The sequence below is a fragment of the Microbacterium sp. K27 genome (genome assembly GCF_004794435.1).
GTDB lineage: Bacteria > Actinomycetota > Actinomycetes > Actinomycetales > Microbacteriaceae > Microbacterium > Microbacterium maritypicum_A.
Window position 1 is genome coordinate 108,191 of the sequence record NZ_SSDK01000038.1, and the last position, 15,692, is coordinate 123,882.

The 15,692-nt window shown below is 69.4% G+C and carries 17 protein-coding genes; 10 read left to right on the top strand and 7 right to left on the bottom strand.

Annotated features, from left to right (window positions below; genetic code table 11):
• Positions 1–72 precede the first annotated feature (72 nt).
• The 4 genes from DW307_RS09710 to DW307_RS09725 form a co-directional block, all read right to left on the bottom strand.
• Positions 73–1,059 (bottom strand): zinc-binding alcohol dehydrogenase family protein, encoded by a 987-nt coding sequence (locus DW307_RS09710; RefSeq protein WP_172889118.1) that lies wholly within the window; start codon positions 1,057–1,059, stop codon positions 73–75.
• Complete coding sequence (locus DW307_RS09715; RefSeq protein ID WP_021200227.1) at positions 1,056–1,499, bottom strand: MarR family winged helix-turn-helix transcriptional regulator; 444 nt, start codon at positions 1,497–1,499, stop codon at positions 1,056–1,058. Before DW307_RS09715 ends, DW307_RS09710 begins: the two co-directional genes overlap by 4 nt.
• 144 nt (positions 1,500–1,643) lie before the next feature.
• Complete coding sequence (locus tag DW307_RS09720; RefSeq protein WP_136024607.1) at positions 1,644–2,486, bottom strand: SDR family NAD(P)-dependent oxidoreductase; 843 nt, start codon at positions 2,484–2,486, stop codon at positions 1,644–1,646.
• The gene (locus DW307_RS09725; RefSeq protein WP_136024608.1) at positions 2,483–3,145 is read right to left on the bottom strand and encodes a GntR family transcriptional regulator; all 663 of its coding nucleotides are present in this window, start codon (positions 3,143–3,145) and stop codon (positions 2,483–2,485) included. Before DW307_RS09725 ends, DW307_RS09720 begins: the two co-directional genes overlap by 4 nt.
• Before the next feature lie 149 nt (positions 3,146–3,294).
• On the opposite strand from DW307_RS09725, the gene DW307_RS09730 reads away from it, so the two are divergent.
• Genes DW307_RS09730 through DW307_RS09755 form a run of 6 tightly spaced genes read left to right on the top strand, consistent with a single transcriptional unit; the run spans position 3,295 to position 11,000 of the window.
• Entirely contained in the window at positions 3,295–4,659 is a 1,365-nt protein-coding gene (locus DW307_RS09730) for an MFS transporter (protein WP_021200230.1), read from the top strand.
• The gene (locus DW307_RS09735; protein ID WP_136024609.1) at positions 4,659–6,842 is read left to right on the top strand and encodes a peptidase C14; all 2,184 of its coding nucleotides are present in this window, start codon (positions 4,659–4,661) and stop codon (positions 6,840–6,842) included. The genes DW307_RS09730 and DW307_RS09735 overlap by 1 nt, the downstream gene beginning before the upstream one ends.
• A gap of 34 nt (positions 6,843–6,876) precedes the next feature.
• Positions 6,877–8,268, top strand: coding sequence for a hypothetical protein (locus DW307_RS09740; RefSeq protein WP_136024610.1), 1,392 nt, complete (start codon positions 6,877–6,879; stop codon positions 8,266–8,268).
• Between the two features lie 50 nt (positions 8,269–8,318).
• Positions 8,319–9,089 carry an SDR family NAD(P)-dependent oxidoreductase gene (locus DW307_RS09745; protein ID WP_029258880.1) on the top strand — a complete coding sequence of 257 codons (771 nt, stop codon included), beginning with the start codon at positions 8,319–8,321 and terminating at the stop codon, positions 9,087–9,089.
• Complete coding sequence (locus DW307_RS09750; RefSeq protein WP_136024611.1) at positions 9,086–10,162, top strand: enolase C-terminal domain-like protein; 1,077 nt, start codon at positions 9,086–9,088, stop codon at positions 10,160–10,162. The genes DW307_RS09745 and DW307_RS09750 overlap by 4 nt, the downstream gene beginning before the upstream one ends.
• 1 nt (position 10,163) lies before the next feature.
• Positions 10,164–11,000: an SDR family NAD(P)-dependent oxidoreductase gene (locus tag DW307_RS09755; RefSeq protein WP_136024612.1), complete on the top strand. Its 837-nt coding sequence runs from the start codon at positions 10,164–10,166 to the stop codon at positions 10,998–11,000.
• A 157-nt stretch (positions 11,001–11,157) separates the two neighbouring features.
• On the opposite strand, the gene DW307_RS09760 is transcribed toward DW307_RS09755, so the two are convergent.
• Entirely contained in the window at positions 11,158–11,973 is an 816-nt protein-coding gene (locus DW307_RS09760) for a zinc-ribbon domain-containing protein (protein ID WP_205810453.1), read from the bottom strand.
• A gap of 132 nt (positions 11,974–12,105) precedes the next feature.
• On the opposite strand from DW307_RS09760, the gene dinB reads away from it, so the two are divergent.
• The 4 genes from dinB to DW307_RS09780 all read left to right on the top strand — a co-directional run bounded on the left by dinB (position 12,106) and on the right by DW307_RS09780 (position 14,284).
• Complete coding sequence (dinB, locus tag DW307_RS09765) at positions 12,106–13,302, top strand: DNA polymerase IV (protein ID WP_136024614.1); 1,197 nt, start codon at positions 12,106–12,108, stop codon at positions 13,300–13,302.
• 157 nt (positions 13,303–13,459) lie between these two features.
• Positions 13,460–13,702, top strand: coding sequence for a hypothetical protein (locus tag DW307_RS09770; protein ID WP_029258229.1), 243 nt, complete (start codon positions 13,460–13,462; stop codon positions 13,700–13,702).
• Positions 13,703–13,708: 6 nt separating this feature from the next.
• Entirely contained in the window at positions 13,709–13,966 is a 258-nt protein-coding gene (locus DW307_RS09775; RefSeq protein WP_029258228.1) for a hypothetical protein, read from the top strand.
• A gap of 12 nt (positions 13,967–13,978) precedes the next feature.
• Positions 13,979–14,284, top strand: coding sequence for a hypothetical protein (locus tag DW307_RS09780; RefSeq protein ID WP_136024615.1), 306 nt, complete (start codon positions 13,979–13,981; stop codon positions 14,282–14,284).
• Positions 14,285–14,395: 111 nt separating this feature from the next.
• Here the strand turns inward: DW307_RS09780 and DW307_RS09785 are convergent, their stop codons facing one another.
• Together DW307_RS09785 and DW307_RS09790 are read right to left on the bottom strand one after the other, a co-directional pair.
• Entirely contained in the window at positions 14,396–14,755 is a 360-nt protein-coding gene (locus DW307_RS09785; RefSeq protein ID WP_136024616.1) for a nuclear transport factor 2 family protein, read from the bottom strand.
• Complete coding sequence (locus DW307_RS09790) at positions 14,748–15,494, bottom strand: SDR family NAD(P)-dependent oxidoreductase (RefSeq protein ID WP_021200239.1); 747 nt, start codon at positions 15,492–15,494, stop codon at positions 14,748–14,750. The genes DW307_RS09785 and DW307_RS09790 overlap by 8 nt, the downstream gene beginning before the upstream one ends.
• Between the last annotated feature and the right edge of the window lie 198 nt (positions 15,495–15,692).

The window sequence follows — 15,692 nt, forward strand, 5'->3', positions numbered from 1 at the left end:
TCGACGTGAAGAAGCCGTGCACTCGGCAGCATCCCGTGCACTCGGCGGGGTGTGGGGTGTGGGGGTGTCGGGTCAGAGGCCGGTGACGACGACCAGCTTGCCGACGGCGGTGCCCTGTTCCATCGCGGTGTGCGCCTCGGCGATCTGGTCGAAGGCATAGACGCGGTCGATCGGCACGGTGGCCTCGCCGGCCGCGACCGCATCGAGGAAGCCCTGGAGCACAGCCGGCGGCAGGTCGGCCGCGCCTCCGCCGTACGCGCTGAGGCGCACGCCGCGGGGGATGTACTCGATGGGGTAGAAGTCCTTCACGGTCCACTCGTTCGAGAGCATCCCGGTGAAGCAGACCACGCCGTGCACGCGCGTCGAGCGGAGGGTGTCCGGCAGGGTCGGCGTGCCGACCAGCTCGAGAGCCGTGTCGACGCCCTCGGGCAGGATCGCTCTGACCTGCGCCTGCACGTCGCCGTCGTCGATGAGCACGTGGTCGACGCCGATGCGGGTGAGCGCCTCGGCCTTGCGGGGGTTGCGTGTGGTCGAGAAGACCGTCATCCCGCGCTGCTTCGCGAGCACCGCGGTCGCCATCCCGATCGACGAGGTGCCGCCGCGGATCAGGATCGACTGGCCCGGCTGAGCGTCGAGCCCCACGGTGAGCGATCCGTACGAGGTCTGCAGCATCTCGGGCAGGGCGCCGAGGGTGCCCCAGTCGAGGTCGCTCTCGAAAGCGATCACCTGGGTCGTGGGAACGCAGGTGTACTCCGCGTATCCGCCGTCGTACGCGCGTCCCATCCCGCCCATCACCGCCACGACCTGCTGGCCGGGGGTGAATTCGCCCCCGGGCGCCTCGACGACGACTCCGGTCGCCTCGATGCCGAGCACGCGGGGAAAGGTGACGCCCTCCGCCAGGCCGAGTCGGGTGTGGAGTTCGGAGCGGTTCAAGCCGAACGCCTTCACCTGGATCAGCACCCAGCCCTCACTCGGTGTCGGGATCGGCAGCTCGCGGATGGTGAGGGCCTCAACGGGGCCGGGTGCGTCGAGCACGATCGCGCGCATCATCTCGGTCATGGGGTGACTCCTGTCGTCGGTATGGGCTTGCGCACCCGAAGGGTGGCGAGAGTGGTGGCGAAGTGCTGAAGGTCGTCGGCGGAGACGCTCTGGAACCACGGCTCCAGTTCTCTGCCGAAGGTCTGGGTCGCGATCGTCAACATGTCCTCGCCCGCCGGCGTGAGCGTGATGAACGAGGCCCGCCGGTCGTCGGGGTTCGGTGTGCGCTCGCAATAGCCCGCTGCTTCGATGCGAGCGACCAGCTTGCTGGTGCCGCCCTCGGTGATCGAGAGCTCGGTCGCGATGTCGGAAGCCCGGCAGTTCTCGATCCGGGCGATGGCCCGCATGGGCTCGAACCAGCTCAGCGGCAGGGAATGCTCGGCGCGGAGACGTCGGTCGACCGCCTCCCAGATCTCCATCTCGAAGCGGATCACATCATCGAAGAGTCGATGCAGGTCCACGGCGAATCCTTTCCACGAGCACTGACTTACTTTCCGTGGCAAGTATATGGGCGATTCGGTGGACCGGGCGCGAGAAGGGCGAATCTCACCTGCGGGGGAGGCGGCGGGAGAGGTGCCGGAGCGAGGCGGCGGGAGGAGGCGGGACTAGGTGGAGGGGATGCCGACGAGCTCGGCGCTGCGCTGCCAGAGCGCCTCGGCCAGGGCCGCGTCATCCACCTGCGGATTGACCTTCGCGGTCAGCTGACGCTCGTCGTAGTAGGCGCCGGAGAACCATGTCTCATCGGGGGTGCCCTCGATGAACCAGCGCAGGGTCGCGCCCCCCTTGTCGGCACCGATGAGCATGAGGTGCTTGAGCGGTGTGCGGTAGAGCAGGCGCATGATGCTCGACGAGTCCGAAGCGAAGTTCGTCTGCACGGTGCCGGGGTGGAACGCGACCGCACTCAGCCCGTCGGCGTGGAACTTCGTGTGCAGGCTCTTGGCGAACAGCACGTTCGCGAGCTTCGCGTCGCCGTAGGCCTTGTTCGCGCTGAAGCGGCGGTGATTGTCGAGGTCGTCCACGTCGAGGTGGCCGAACAGGCGGTGCGCGATGCTGGAGGTGTTGATGACCGCGCCCTCGGCCTTCAACAGCTGAGGCCGCAGCAGGTTCGTGAGCAGGAACGGCGCCAGGTGGTTGACCTGCATGGTCTTCTCGAAGCCGTCGACCGTGGGGGTCTGATCGCCGAAGATGCCACCGGCGTTGTTCGCCAGCACGTGGATGCCGCCGTCGCCGACGGCCTCCGCGATCTTCGTGGCGAGCGCCCGCACGTCATCGAGGCGTGCGAAGTCGGCGGTGAACCACGCAGCACCCGTCTCCGCAGCGACCGCACGGGTCTTCTCCTCCGAACGTCCCACCAGGATGAGCCGATGCGGGGACGACGCGAGCTGGCGGGCGGCCGCCGCGCCGATCCCGTCGGAGGCTCCGGTGAGGACGATCGTGCGCGCGGTCACGGGGTGTCCGCGTCGGTCGACGGGGTGATGCGCTCGACCGCCCTGGTCACGTGCGCGGCGATCACGGCCTGCGCCTGCTCCGGGTCACCGCTCGCGATGGCATCGACGATCTGTTGGTGGCTGCGCACATGCTCTTCCTGCTCGGCAGGGTCGAGGGCGGCGTTGGCGGCATGCAGGAAACCGGTGATGCGTCCGCGCAGCTGGCCGCTCAACTCGTCGAGGAAGCGGTGCTCGGCGAGGTCGGCGAGCGTCTCGTGGAACAGGCGGTCCTGGCGCAGCACCTCGTCGATGTCGCCGGGTGCCGCATCCGCCATCGCCTGGATGATGGCACCGAGTCGGGCGGCGGATTCCTCGTTCCACCGCTCCTGCACGCGGATCGCCATGAACTGCTCGAGCACGATCCGCAGGCTCGAGATCTCCTGGAAGTCTTGTGCGCTCAGCTGGGCGACGCGGGCGCCGCGGCGGGGCTCCCGGGTGATGAGGCGCTCCTCGGCGAGACGGGTCAGTGCCTCGCGTACCGGGATGTGGCTGACGCCCAGCCGGTCGGCGAGCTTGCGTTCGACGAGGCGCTCACCGGGGGCGAGTTCTCCGGAATGGATGGCAGCACGCAGCTCGTCTGCGACCTGTTCGGCGATGTTCTGATCCGAGACGCTGCGCATTCGGTGCCCTTCTCGATCCGCGGTTCCGTCTCGTCGAGCGGGCGCGCATTCGTTCGCTCGATGCTATGGCATTTTCTGGATGAGTGGACACGGCGCCGGTTTTGCTAGATGCTATAGCAAGCCAGTCCATCGATGACGAAGGAGTTGTCATGTCCGGGAACGGAATCGCCCCCGATACGCGCACGTCAGAGGAGGTCGGGGCCTCCGCCATGAAGAAGGCGATCTGGCGCCTCGGCCCGTTCCTCGGGCTGCTGTATCTCGTCGCCTACATGGACCGCAACAACGCGGGCTTCGCCAAGCTGGAGATGACGGCGGCGCTGCAGATCACCGAAGCGGCCTTCGGATTCGCCGCCGGCATTTTCTTCATCGGGTACCTGCTGTTCGAAGTGCCGAGCAATCTCCTGCTCGAGCGCTTCGGTGCGCGCAAGTGGATCGCGCGCATCATGGTCTCCTGGGGTCTGGTCGCCGCTCTGACGGCCTTCGTGCAGGATGCGACCCAGTTCGCCATCGCACGCTTCGTGCTGGGCATCGCCGAAGCCGGCTTCTTCCCCGGAGTGCTCCTGTACCTCACGCTCTGGTTCCCGCGGCAGTACCGCACGCAGGTGCTCGCGGTGTTCGTCTTGTCGAACCCGATCGCGAACGCGGTCGCGGCACCGCTGTCGGGCTGGATGCTCGAACTGCACGGGATGTGGGGCCTCGACGGCTGGCAGCTGGTCTTCCTGCTGCAGGGCATCCCCGCGGTGATCCTCGCCTTCGTCGTCTTCTTCTGGCTGCCCGACCGCCCGCAGGACGCCCGCTGGCTGGACCCGACCGAGCAGCGGTGGATCAACGACACCCTGGCCGCCGAGACCGCGGCCACCGAGCAGAAGCACGGGCGGCTGCGCCTGCGCGAGGTGTTCAGCAACGGGCGTCTGTGGACCCTGATCGTGCTCTTCTTCGGCGTCGTGTTCGGCGCGTACGGGCTGGGCATGTGGCTGCCGACGATCGTGAAGAGCATGGGCGACTTCTCCAACTCCACCACCGGATGGCTCGTCGCCCTGCCGAACCTGTGCGCCGCGCTCGTGATGCTCCCCTGGGAGCGCGCAGCCAGGAAGCAGGGCAACATCCCCCTGCAGATCGGCATCACGCTCACGATCACCGCGCTCTCGCTCATCGCGGCGGTCGCGGCCCAGGGCACGCCGATCCTCGCGCTCGCCGCCCTGTGCGTCGGCATGTCGGCCCTGTTCTCGACGACACCGCTGTTCTGGAGCCTGCCGCCCATGGTGCTCACGGGCACGGCGGCTGCTGCCGGGCTGGCCTTCATCAACTCGGTCGGCAACCTGGCCGGTTTCGCCGGTCCGTATGCGATCGGCTGGATCAGCGAGACCACCGGATCGGCGATCTGGGGTCTGCTCCTCATCGCCGGGCTCACCCTGCTCGGCGCGAGCATCGCGTTCGTGCTGAGTCGACGGGCGGACTTCACGGTTCCGGCCGAGGTGCAGTTGAAAGCGGACGCCACGTCCGGGGTGCGGTGATGTCCCGCGCCGAACTGGATGCGAGTGTGCGATCGACGGGTCGCCGCGCCCTCATGACCGGACTCGGTGCGGTCGCCCTCGGCGCTGCCGGCTCTCTCGCCGGTGCGACGACCGCTCAGGCCGCTCCCGTCGCGGCCGGTGCGAAGGACATCCTCCGCGCGGAGACGGTCTCCGAGCTGTCCCGGTTGCGGGCACGCGACGGCGAGGTGGCCATCGTCGCCGGCTACCGGACCCCCGGCGACTCCGGGCTGCTCGTCTACGTAGGCTGCGGTGGGGCCGACGTCGCGGCCAACGGCGGCACGGTGATTGCCGGAAAGCGCGGCACCACGTGGCTGCTGCAGCATGACGGCACGGTCGACTTCCGGGTCTTCGGCATCACCGGGCCCGAGACGGCGGCCGATGACGCGCTCGACGCCCTGGTGAACGACCTCCGCGTCCGGCGGATCGAGGCGAGCACCGATCTGCTCTTCCAGCGGCGACACCGCTTCACCCGTTCCCACCTCGAGATCGACTTCGGCGGTCATGTGATCACGACGGAGGGTATCGAGGCGAACACCCACGACAACCCGTTCGGTGCGGTGATGTTCTTCACCGGGGCATCCAGAGACGTCACCGTCGAGCACACTTTGGCGGAAGCCTGGCCGGAGCTGACCGATGCGGTCGCCGTGCCCGATGCGTCCACGTTCGCCGTCGACACCTGGTGGGCGGTGCAGTGCGATCCGGTCGCCGGCGGTGGGGCCGATGAGCGCGAGCTTCAGCGATTCGTCCAGGTGACGCAGCAGATCGACGGCACCCACATCCGGATCGACTACCTCAACGGCTGGCCGCTCGACAAGGGGCGAAAGCTCGTCTGGCGGCAGGTGGATCCGGTCGCGGGGGTGCGCATCTCGAACATGCGGTTCCTCGGGGCCGGGCCCTTCGACGGACCGACGGACGGCTCCTTCCCGGACTCTCGCGAGCTCACCGGATCGCACCCGATCGCCTTCGAGTACGCGATCCACTGCGATGTCGCCGACGTGCACGCCAGCCGCACCTGGTGGCCCGTCATCATGCGCAGATGGAACACCCACTTCACGACCGAACGCTGCTCGGTCGAGAACCCGCCCACGGTCTTCTACGGCGGTGCGGGCTACCTGACGCAGCAGATCTACAGCCTGTACGGTCGCGTGAGCGACTGCACGTCGTCGAACGCGCGGCACCTGAACGATCTGACGGCCAGCGCCTACTGCATCGTCGAGAACTGCCACGGAGACGGCGACGATCAGGGCGGGAACCCCTTCACCACGCACGGGCAGTACGAGCACGATCTCACCTTCATCGGCAACTCGGGGCTGATGGACATCGCCAACTCCGGGGCGCAATGGGGCACCGCCGCGAAGCGCATCACGGTGCGCGACCACGTCTGCTCGTGGTTCGTCGCCGGCACGAAGATCAGCGACCTGACGCTCGAGAACGTCCGGGTGATCGGACGATCGACGTTCGATCCGCAGGCGACCATGACGATCAACGCCGACGGGGCTCAGCTGCGCGGCTGCACCGCCGGGCTGCTGGCGATCGGCCAGCGATCGGCGCGATCATCGCGGCCGACGGTGATCGAGGACTGCACCTTCGCCCTCCCGAAGGATCAGGTGCTGATCCAGACGCCGGTCTCGGTGCCCGTCAGCTTCGTGCGATGCACGATCACCGGAATCGACGGGATGAAGGCACGAGGCGCCGGAGCCGTCGAATTCGTCGATTGCCGGCTGAGTGGTCCGGCAACGGGTGCCCCGGCAGAGCTCGGTGCGTCGAGGGTGACCATCCGGGGCGGCACGGTGCGCGATGTGCTGCTCACCGTGACCGCGGTGCGGGACCAGGCCATCGCTGTCGAGGGGGTCGAGCTGTCGACCGAGCGCACCGACGGCGCGCTGCTGAGCAGGGCCGCCGGTGCCGGCGTCGTGACCTGGCGGATGGGTGGCGTGACATCGACCGTGCCGAAGGGCGCTGCCCACCTCGACATCGGCGTGGGGGTCAACCACGCTCGCATCACCGGGAGTCAGTTCGTGGGAGGACGGATGCGGCTGGCCGATGGCTTCGCCGCACCCTCAACGCTGCTCTACAGCGACGGCGTCGAGCGCGGCGTCGAGGTGACTCTTCCCGAGGCTGGAGCACGTGTGCTGATCGCCGACGTGCTGACGATCGCCTGAGCGGCGGCATCATGGAGAACATGGAGGACCAGGTTTGAACGACACGGCACCGGCCACACGCCTCGGCGCCCGCATCCGCATCCCCCGCACGCGGGCGCGCATCGGTATCGCCCGACGCGACATCACACCGCCGGTCGGTATCCGTGCCAAAAACTGGGGCCCCGCCGACTGGGAGCGGTCCGAGGGGGCGCATCGTCCGTTCGAGCTGACCGCGCTCGCCGTGATCGCCGCCGACGACCGCCCGCGCGTGCTGCTCGCGGTGGACGGCACCTGGTGGCGTCGCGTCGCCGATGAGCAGGGTGTGCGCGGAACGATTCTCGACGCTCTCGGGCTCGACCCCGATCAGCTGATGCTCTCGCTCTCGCACACCCACGCGGGCGCCGTGCTCTGTGCCGCGGATGCGCATCTGCCGGGTGGAGAGCTGATCCCGGGGTATCTCGAGGCGCTCGCTGCCGCAGGGGTCGCCGCCGGGCGCGAGGTGCTCGACGGTGCGGTCCCCGGGCTGATCGAGTGGACGACCGGGCGGTGCACGCTGGCCGCGGACCGCGAACTCGACGTCGATGGCCGCGCGCTGGTGGGCTACAACCCCGCGGCCACGGCCGACGACACCGTGACGATCGGACGCCTCAGCGTCGACGGCGCGGTGCACGGCACGCTCGTGAACTACGCGTGCCACCCGACCACGCTCGCCTGGCAGAGCCGTGAGGTGTCGCCGGACTACGTCGGGGCGATGCGCGAGGTCATCGAGTCGGCCACTGGGGCGCCCTGCCTGTTCGTGCAGGGGGCATCGGGAGAGTTGGCTCCGCGCGAGCAGTACACCGGCGACGTCGCGGTCGCCGATCGACACGGACGCTCGCTCGGGCACGCGGTGCTCGCGGCGTTGGACGCGCTTCCCGTTCCCGGAGAAGAGCTGACGCTCGACGGCATCGTCGAGTCCGGTGCACCGCTCGCGATCTGGACGGGCCGGACGGCGGACGGCGGGGAGGATGCGGCGGGTTCGGTCACGAGCGTCGAGCTTCCGCTGCGCGACCTGCCGACGCTCGACGCGCTCGCCGAGGAGTGGAAGGACATCGACCCGCGCTCGCGGGAGGAGCGTCTCGGTCGCGCGCGCAATCTGCGTGACGGATACATCGACGGTCCGACCGTGCAGCACCCTGTCTGGGCCTGGAGGCTCGGCGATGCCGTGATCGTGGGGCATCCGGGTGAGGCGTACTCGCGGCTGCAGACCACGCTGCGCGCGCGGTTCCCCGCGACGCCGATCGTGGTGATGAACCTCACGAACGGCCCGGGGTTCGTGTACCTGCCGACGCGCGATGCCTACGACCGCGGGGCGTATCAGGCGTGGCAGACGCCCCTGGCGCCGGGCGCGCTCGACCTGCTCGAGACGCAAGCGGTGGCGGTCGTGGCGGCGCTGCTCGACCACTGACGGCGCCCCCGATACACTTGCTATAGCAAAACTCGAACCTGAGGAGAGCAATGACCGCCCCCACCCCTGCCGGCTCCGTCGCCGTCGTCACCGGAGGATCCGCCGGGATCGGATGGGAGATCGGCCAGCGCCTCGCCGCAGACGGCTACCTCGTCGTCGCCGCCGATCGGGTGCCGGGCCTCACCGCCGACGACAACCCCGCCGGCATCCTGTGGCGCGAGCTCGATGTCACCGATCATGCCGGCGTCGACCGTGTGTTCGGAGAGATCGAAGCCGAGCTCGGGCCGATCGAGGTGCTCGTCAACAACGCCGGCATCCAGCGCCATCGCGGCATCGAAGACCTCAGTTGGGACGAATGGTCGGCCGTGGTCGACGTCAACCTGCACGGGGTGTTCTCGGCGCTGCAGGCGGCAGGGAAGCGGATGCTGGAGCGCGGCGATGGGCGCATCGTCAACATCTCCTCCATCTCGTCGCGCGGCTCGGCCGGTCGTGCGCCCTATGCCACGACCAAGGCCGCGGTGATCGGACTGACCTCGACCGCGGGTGCCGAGTGGGCGTCGCGCGGGGTGCGGGTCAACGCGGTCGCGCCCGGCTACGTCGACACCGGCGTCTTCCGTCAGGGTGTCGAGGCGGGCACCCTCAGCCTCGACACGATCCTGTCGCGCATCCCCGCGAAGCGCCTGGCCGAGGCGAGCGAGATCGCCGCGGCGGTCAGCTTCCTCGTCTCCGACGAGTCGCGCTACATGAACGGACAGACCCTCTACGTCGACGGCGGCTTCATGGTCGACTACGGCGTGCCGCTGGCGAAGAAGCCCGAATGAGCGTGATCGCCCGCATCGACACGGCCACGGCCGTGCTGCCGCTCCCGGCACCGTTGCACCTGGGGGCGATGACGGTGACCCGCCGCGAGTACAGCGCTGTGCAGGCGACGGCTGACGACGGCACGACCGGGGTGGCCTATTGCCTCTCGCGGGAGGCGCCGATGGCCGAGATCGTCGACCGCCTCGTCGCCGTGCACGCGATGGGTGCGGATGCCGACGACCCCGCGGCGACCTGGGAGCGGATGCTGCGCGGCAGCGCGATCGTCGGACGGGTGGGCCTGGTGCGGCGCGCGATCGGGCTCGTCGACATCGCGCTGTGGGACATCGCCGCGCGTCGTGCGGGCGTGCCGCTGTGGACGCTGCTCGGCACGGGTGACGCCCCGCGGGAGTCGATGCTCGTCGCCGCGTACCCGTCTGCCGAGCGGACTTCCCGCGAGGTGGCCGATGAGGTTCTCGCGCAGGCGGAGGGCTGGACGAACGTGAAGATCTCCCGCATTCCGGATCCGGCATATATGCGTGAACTGCTCGCCCTGCTGAACGCCGAGCTTCCCGATGCGACCGGTCTGGTCGTGGACGTGGGCTTCGGCTGGCCGGACGCCGACACCGCGCTGGCCGAGATCGCGCAGTGGGGCGACCCGCGCCTCGCGTGGCTGGAAGACCCCCTGCTTCCCGAAGACGCCGAGGGGGTCGCGCGCATCCGCCGGGAGTCGGGACTCCCGGTCTCCGTGGGCGACGAGGTCACCGACCCCGCTGTGCTGAAGGCGCTGGTCGATGTCGGCGGTGTCGACGTGCTGCGACTCGACGTCGTCGCGATCGGCGGCGTGACCCCTGCCCGCGAGATGATCGCGTGGGCTGCCTCGCGCGGTGTGCCCGTGTCGGGGCATGTCTATCCTGAGGTCACCGCGCACCTGGGCATCGGTGTGGAGACGTTCGCCCGGGGAGTCAACCCGTACGATCCCGCGCCATCGTTCATCCTCGGCGGTCCGTCGTTCGACGGCAGGGTGCGGCCGACGGGCGCGGCGGGCCTCGGCTTCGTGCTCGACCCCACCGTCTTCCGATTCGAGAGGGACTGAGATGACAGACGCCCCCCGCAGCTCTGTGGACCGCAGCTCTGTGGACCGCAACGCCGTGCAGCGCAGCGTGGTCGTGACCGGCAGCGGAAAGGGCATCGGTCGCGCCATCGCCGAACGTCTCACCGCCGACGGGTGGATCGTGGTCGGGCTCGAGCGCTCGCCGGGATCCGGCACGGTCGAAGACGGCATCGTGGTCGAGGTCGTGCTCGGCGACGCCGCCGATCGCGTGGCGCACGAGCGAGCCGCCGCTGCCGCCCGCGCCCGAGCGCCCCTCGCCGGCTGGGTGAACAACGCCGGCATCACCAAGCGCACACCGCTGCACGAGCTCGATGAAGACACCGTGCGCGAGGTGCTCGACATCAACGGTTTCGGCTACATCTGGGGCTGCTCGACCGCCGTCTCGGCCTTCGTCGACCAGGGTGTACCGGGCGCGATCGTGAACATCGGCTCGATCCACGGCCGCGCGTCCTTCACAGACCACGCGGCCTACGAGTTCACCAAGGGAGGCATCGACGCCCTCACCCGCAGCGTGGCCGTGTCGTACGGGGCCCTCGGTATCCGCGCCAACACCGTCGCTCCTGGTGGCGTGCGCACCCCGCACCTCGAAGCCCAGATCGCGCGCGCGGCCGACCCCGAGGCCGAAGAGCGTGCGCTCGCGGAGGGGCCGCCGATGGGGCGCATCGCCCGCGCCGAAGAGGTGGCGTCCATCACGGCGTTCCTGCTGTCGGATGAGGCTCCGTACCTGTCGGGTCAGTCCATCGCGGTCGACGGGGCGTGGACGGCATCCTTCGGGGATATCGCGCTCGACCCGGGGTTGCGGGAGCGCTTCGACGCCTGAGGCACCTCGATAGGTGCAGGGACACGCGAGCAGGCATCTCCGGTGCTCGGCACGGGCGGAGAACTCTGCCTCGGGCGGAAGATCTGCGCAGGATTCTCCTCCCGACACCGGGTCTTCCTCCCGTTGGGGTGTGCCCCCGACGCGACCGTGACCCTCGTCACCGCAGGTACGCGTCCACGAACAGCGCCCCGCGGATGGCCCGCAGCTCGTCGATGATCCGGGCGATGCTCTTCGCGCTCACCGACGACAGCGACAGGTCGTGCGGACCGAGGGGTTCGAGCTTCCCGGTGCGGATGCGGATGACCTCCCAGCCCGCGGCACGGAGGGCGCGGTCTTTGCGCAGATCGGCATCTTGCCGCTTGCCGACGTGCTCGAGTCCGTGGCGACCGACGGTGTCGTATTCGAGTGCGACCCGCAGCTCCGGAAACACGATGTCGGGCCAGACCTCGGTGTGGCGGAAGAACGGGCGCGACACTTTCACGGCGTTCACGGACGGGTCGAAGGCGATTACCGCCCCGAGCTCCGTTCGCAGGCGGCCCTCGGTCGCGGATGCGGGCTTCGGGGCGCACTCGCTGACGAACGCGGAGCCTGCGGGAAGGTCGGGCGTCTTCGTGCAGAGCGCGGGGGCTGGGCGACGGGGTTTACGGGGGAGGGCGCGGGCTTCGCCGAGCACGACCGGCTGCGGACGGGCGAGCGCAGAGCACTCGGGGCACCATGCGGAGCGGCGCCGGACCTGTCCAGGACGCTCGCGCTGCTCGGTCGGGGTCGCCGCGAACCGGTGCCCGACCGCGCACTCCCAGCACAGGAGCACGTCGGCCGCGAGCGGGATCTGCGACAGCGCGATGCCGTGGTTCAGCTCGGGGTGGTACTGCCGGATCAGCTCCGGATATGCCGCCCACCCGGCACGGTAGGTGCCCACCTCATACGGGACAGCGCGACCGCGGGAGAACTGCCGTCGCGCCCACCACTGCATCACCGGTTCCGGCACGCGCCGACGATATCCGCGAGCACCGACACCGCAACATCCCGGGCGAGAGGGCGAAGTCACCACCCATCCCGGTGTCCCCGGTCCGTGCGACGATCCGCACGTCGACAGGAGAACGGGATGCGTGGGGAAGCGACGGTGCTGCACGCCGACCTCGATGCGTTCTACGCGTCGGTCGAGCAGCGTGATGCACCGGAGTTGCGCGGGCGACCCGTCATCGTGGGCGGCGGGGTCGTGTTGGCCGCGAGCTACGAGGCGAAGGCCCGCGGCGTCCGCACCGCGATGGGTGGCCGACAGGCGCGGGAGCTCTGCCCCGATGCCGTGGTCGTTCCGCCGCGCATGGAGGCGTACTCCGCCGCCAGCAAGGACGTGTTCGCGATCTTCCGCGATACCACCCCGCTCGTGGAGGGGCTGTCGATCGACGAGGCGTTCCTCGAAGTCGGGGGTCTGAGGCGGATCGCCGGCAGCCCCGAGCAGATCGCGGCACGGCTGCGTGAACGCGTGCGGGCGGAAGCGGGGCTCGCCATCTCGGTCGGGGTCGCACGCACGAAGTTCCTCGCCAAGGTCGCCAGCGCCGTGAGCAAGCCCGACGGTCTGCTGGTCGTCGAGCCCGAACGCGAGGAGGAGTTCCTGCTTCCCCTCCCGGTGGAGCGCCTGTGGGGTGTGGGGGCGGTGACCGCCGAGAAGCTGCACCGCTACGGCATCCGCACCGTCGGTGAGCTCGCCGAGCTCGAGGCCGCGACCGCCGAGCGGATGCTGGGCAAGGCGACGGGGGCGCACCTGCACGCGCTCGCTCGTCTACGGGATCCGCGGCCGGTCGACACCACCCGCCGCCGCGGGTCGATCGGCTCGCAGCGTGCTCTCGGCACCCGTCCTCGCTCGCCCGAGGAACTCGACCTCATCCTCACCCAGATCGTCGACCGGCTCGGTCGCCGACTCCGCGATGGCGACCGTGTCTGCCGCACCGTCGTGCTGCGTCTGCGCTTCGGCGACTTCTCGAAGGCCACCCGCTCCCGCTCACTCCGCGCTCCTACCGACCGCACCGCCGTGCTGCTCACCCTCGCACGCACGCTGCTCGCCGCGGCGCAGAGCGAGATCACCGACCGCGGCATCACCTTGATCGGCATCTCGCTGTCGCAGCTCGACCGCGCCGATCGCGTGCAGCCCGAACTGCCGATCGACTGGGGCGATGAAGCCCGCCTCGACACCGTGCTCGACACCCTGCGCGACCGCTACGGTTCGACTTCGGTGTCGCGGGCGGCGCAGCTCGGCCGCGATCCCGGCTGGTCGTCGCCGATCCTGCCCGAGCACGAGTGAGCCGCACCGCGTGGGGAGGAGAACTCCCTGTCGGGAGGACTCTTCAGCGTGGAATCTCCTCCCGACGGCGAGTTCTCCTCCCGAGAGGCCAACGGTTCGCTCTCGACGCCGGCTGTAGTGTGATCGCTATCCGGCACCCCCTCCCCGCAAGGAAGAAATGACCTTCGAGAACTACATCGCGATCGCAATCGGACTGGTCGCAGTCGGATGCGGGCCGTTGCTCGTCCGTCATCGAGCCAAGGTCTTCCGGGTCATCGCGGATACGAATCGCGCGTTCGGGGGCGCGGCGGGGCGCGAGGTGGGGAAACGGTCGAGCCCCTGGTGGATAGGTTTCTGCGGCGTGGGCCTCACCCTCATCGGCGTGGTCGCCGTTCTCGTCGGAATCTTCGCGCGGGAGTAGCCGACGATGAGTGCCTTTTCCCTTGCGAACCTTGCCGTCGGTGTTGCCGTCGTGCTCGTCGGTGCCGTGTTGCTCGTCTCGCGCGCGCGGGTGCTGCGCTTCGTCCGTGGGCGATTCGACAAGGTCTACCGCGAAGACCAGCTTTCCGAAGAGGAGATCGCGCGTCGGCTCCCGAAGATGAGCGCGGTAGTGGTGGTCGTCGCGTGCGGGTTCGCGGTCTTCGGGACTGCGCTGATCGTGATCGGCGCCGTCAGCACTCGCTGACGGAGGATTCGAATGCGCTTCCTCAAGGGCATCGGGCTGTTGCTGCTCATCCTCGTGCGAGGGTGCGCGCTCTGGGTGATGTTCCCCATCGCCTTCGTCACGTGGCTCCTCGTGCATTCCTGGGCGCAGAAGGCATCAGTTCGGCAGGCGCTTTGCTGGTATCACGCTCACCTGCTCGTGCTGCTGCTGAACGGCCCCTTCCGCCCCTTCTTCGCAGCTGACGAGCGACCGCACTTCCGAGACGTGCCGAAGATGAGCGCGGTCGAAATGCACAAGATTCAGCTCATCGGCATGGACGTGGTCTCGCTCGCCGGGTAGGCGAATCGAGTGAGCCGCACCGCGTGGGGAGGAAGACTCCCCGTCGGGAGGACCCTTCAGCAGGGAGTCTCCTCCCCACAGGGAGATTTCCTCCCGGGAGGCTGCCGCGCCTCAGGCCTTGAGCATCGACGCCCGAGCGATCAGCCCGTCGACGACGTCGAACGTCGCGATGGTCTCGGTGGCGATGCCCGCGTTGATGACCTGCTCCTGCGCGACGACCCACCGGGTGCCGAACAGCACGCTGGTCTCGATGACGCACGACAGTTCGGGGTTCTGCAGCCGAGGCTCGTAGAACGCGCGGATCGCGGCCGATCCGGCCACGGGCTCGGGCGCGACGCCGGTGATCACGGCATCCTCGGCATAGGTCGCGACGAACGCGTCGAGGTCGTGTGCGTTGAACGCGTCGAGCTGCGCCTGGACGGTGTCGAGTGCGGTGCGGTCGAGTACGGTGCGGTCGGTGCGGTCAGTCAATGCGAACTCCTCCGTTGACGTCGTAGGTGGCGCCGGTGATGAACCGGGCGCGCTCCGACGCGAGTGATGCGATGATCCAGGCGACGTCTTCCGGCTGTCCGAACGCGCCGAGCGGGATGCCGGCTTCGAGCTTCTCGCGCCCCGCGCCCTGCAGCTGGTCGGTGATCGCGCTCGCGACCGGTCCGGGGGTGACGGCGTTGACGCGGATGCCCTCGGACGCGAGGTGCCGCGCGAAGCTGCGGGTGATCGCGAGGATCGCGCCTTTGCTCGCGGCGTAGTGGATGCCGGTCTGCAGCGCGCCGACCTGGCCGGCGATCGAGGCGATGTTGATCACCGAGCGGTCGCCCTCGGCGGCCCGGAGCAGCGGGAGAGCGCCGCGAGTCAGGAAGAAGGTACCGCGAGCGTTGGTCTCGAGGACCATGTCCCACTCATCGAACTCGATGTCGTCATACGGGGTGTACGGGCAGACGCCGCCATTGTTGACGAGCACGTGGAGCGATCCCCACGCGTCCGTGATCTCACCGACCAGCGCGTCGATCGACTCGCGCTCGCGCAGGTCGAGGCGCGACACGTGCACCTCGGGCGCCCCAGCCGCACGGCATTCGTCGGCGACGCGGAGGGCCTCCGCCTCGCGTCCGGCATACGTGATCCAGAGGGCGGCACCCTCGCGGGCGAGTTCGAGGGCGGCGGCCGTCCCGATACCGGAACTGGCCCCCGTGATCAGTGCGCGACGAGTCATGGGGTCGATGCTATAGCAAATCTCGCGCCTGTCGAGCAGGCGTGCCCAGAGCGCCGAGGCGAAAACGGAGACCACTCGCGTCGCCTGCGGCGTGTTGTGGCGAGGCGCGCCCGAGCCGGAGCAGTTCGTCTGGGTTTTCGCACGCACCCCGCGCCCACGCCCCCGCGCCCCCACGCCCTCGCGCCCCCGCGCCCCCAC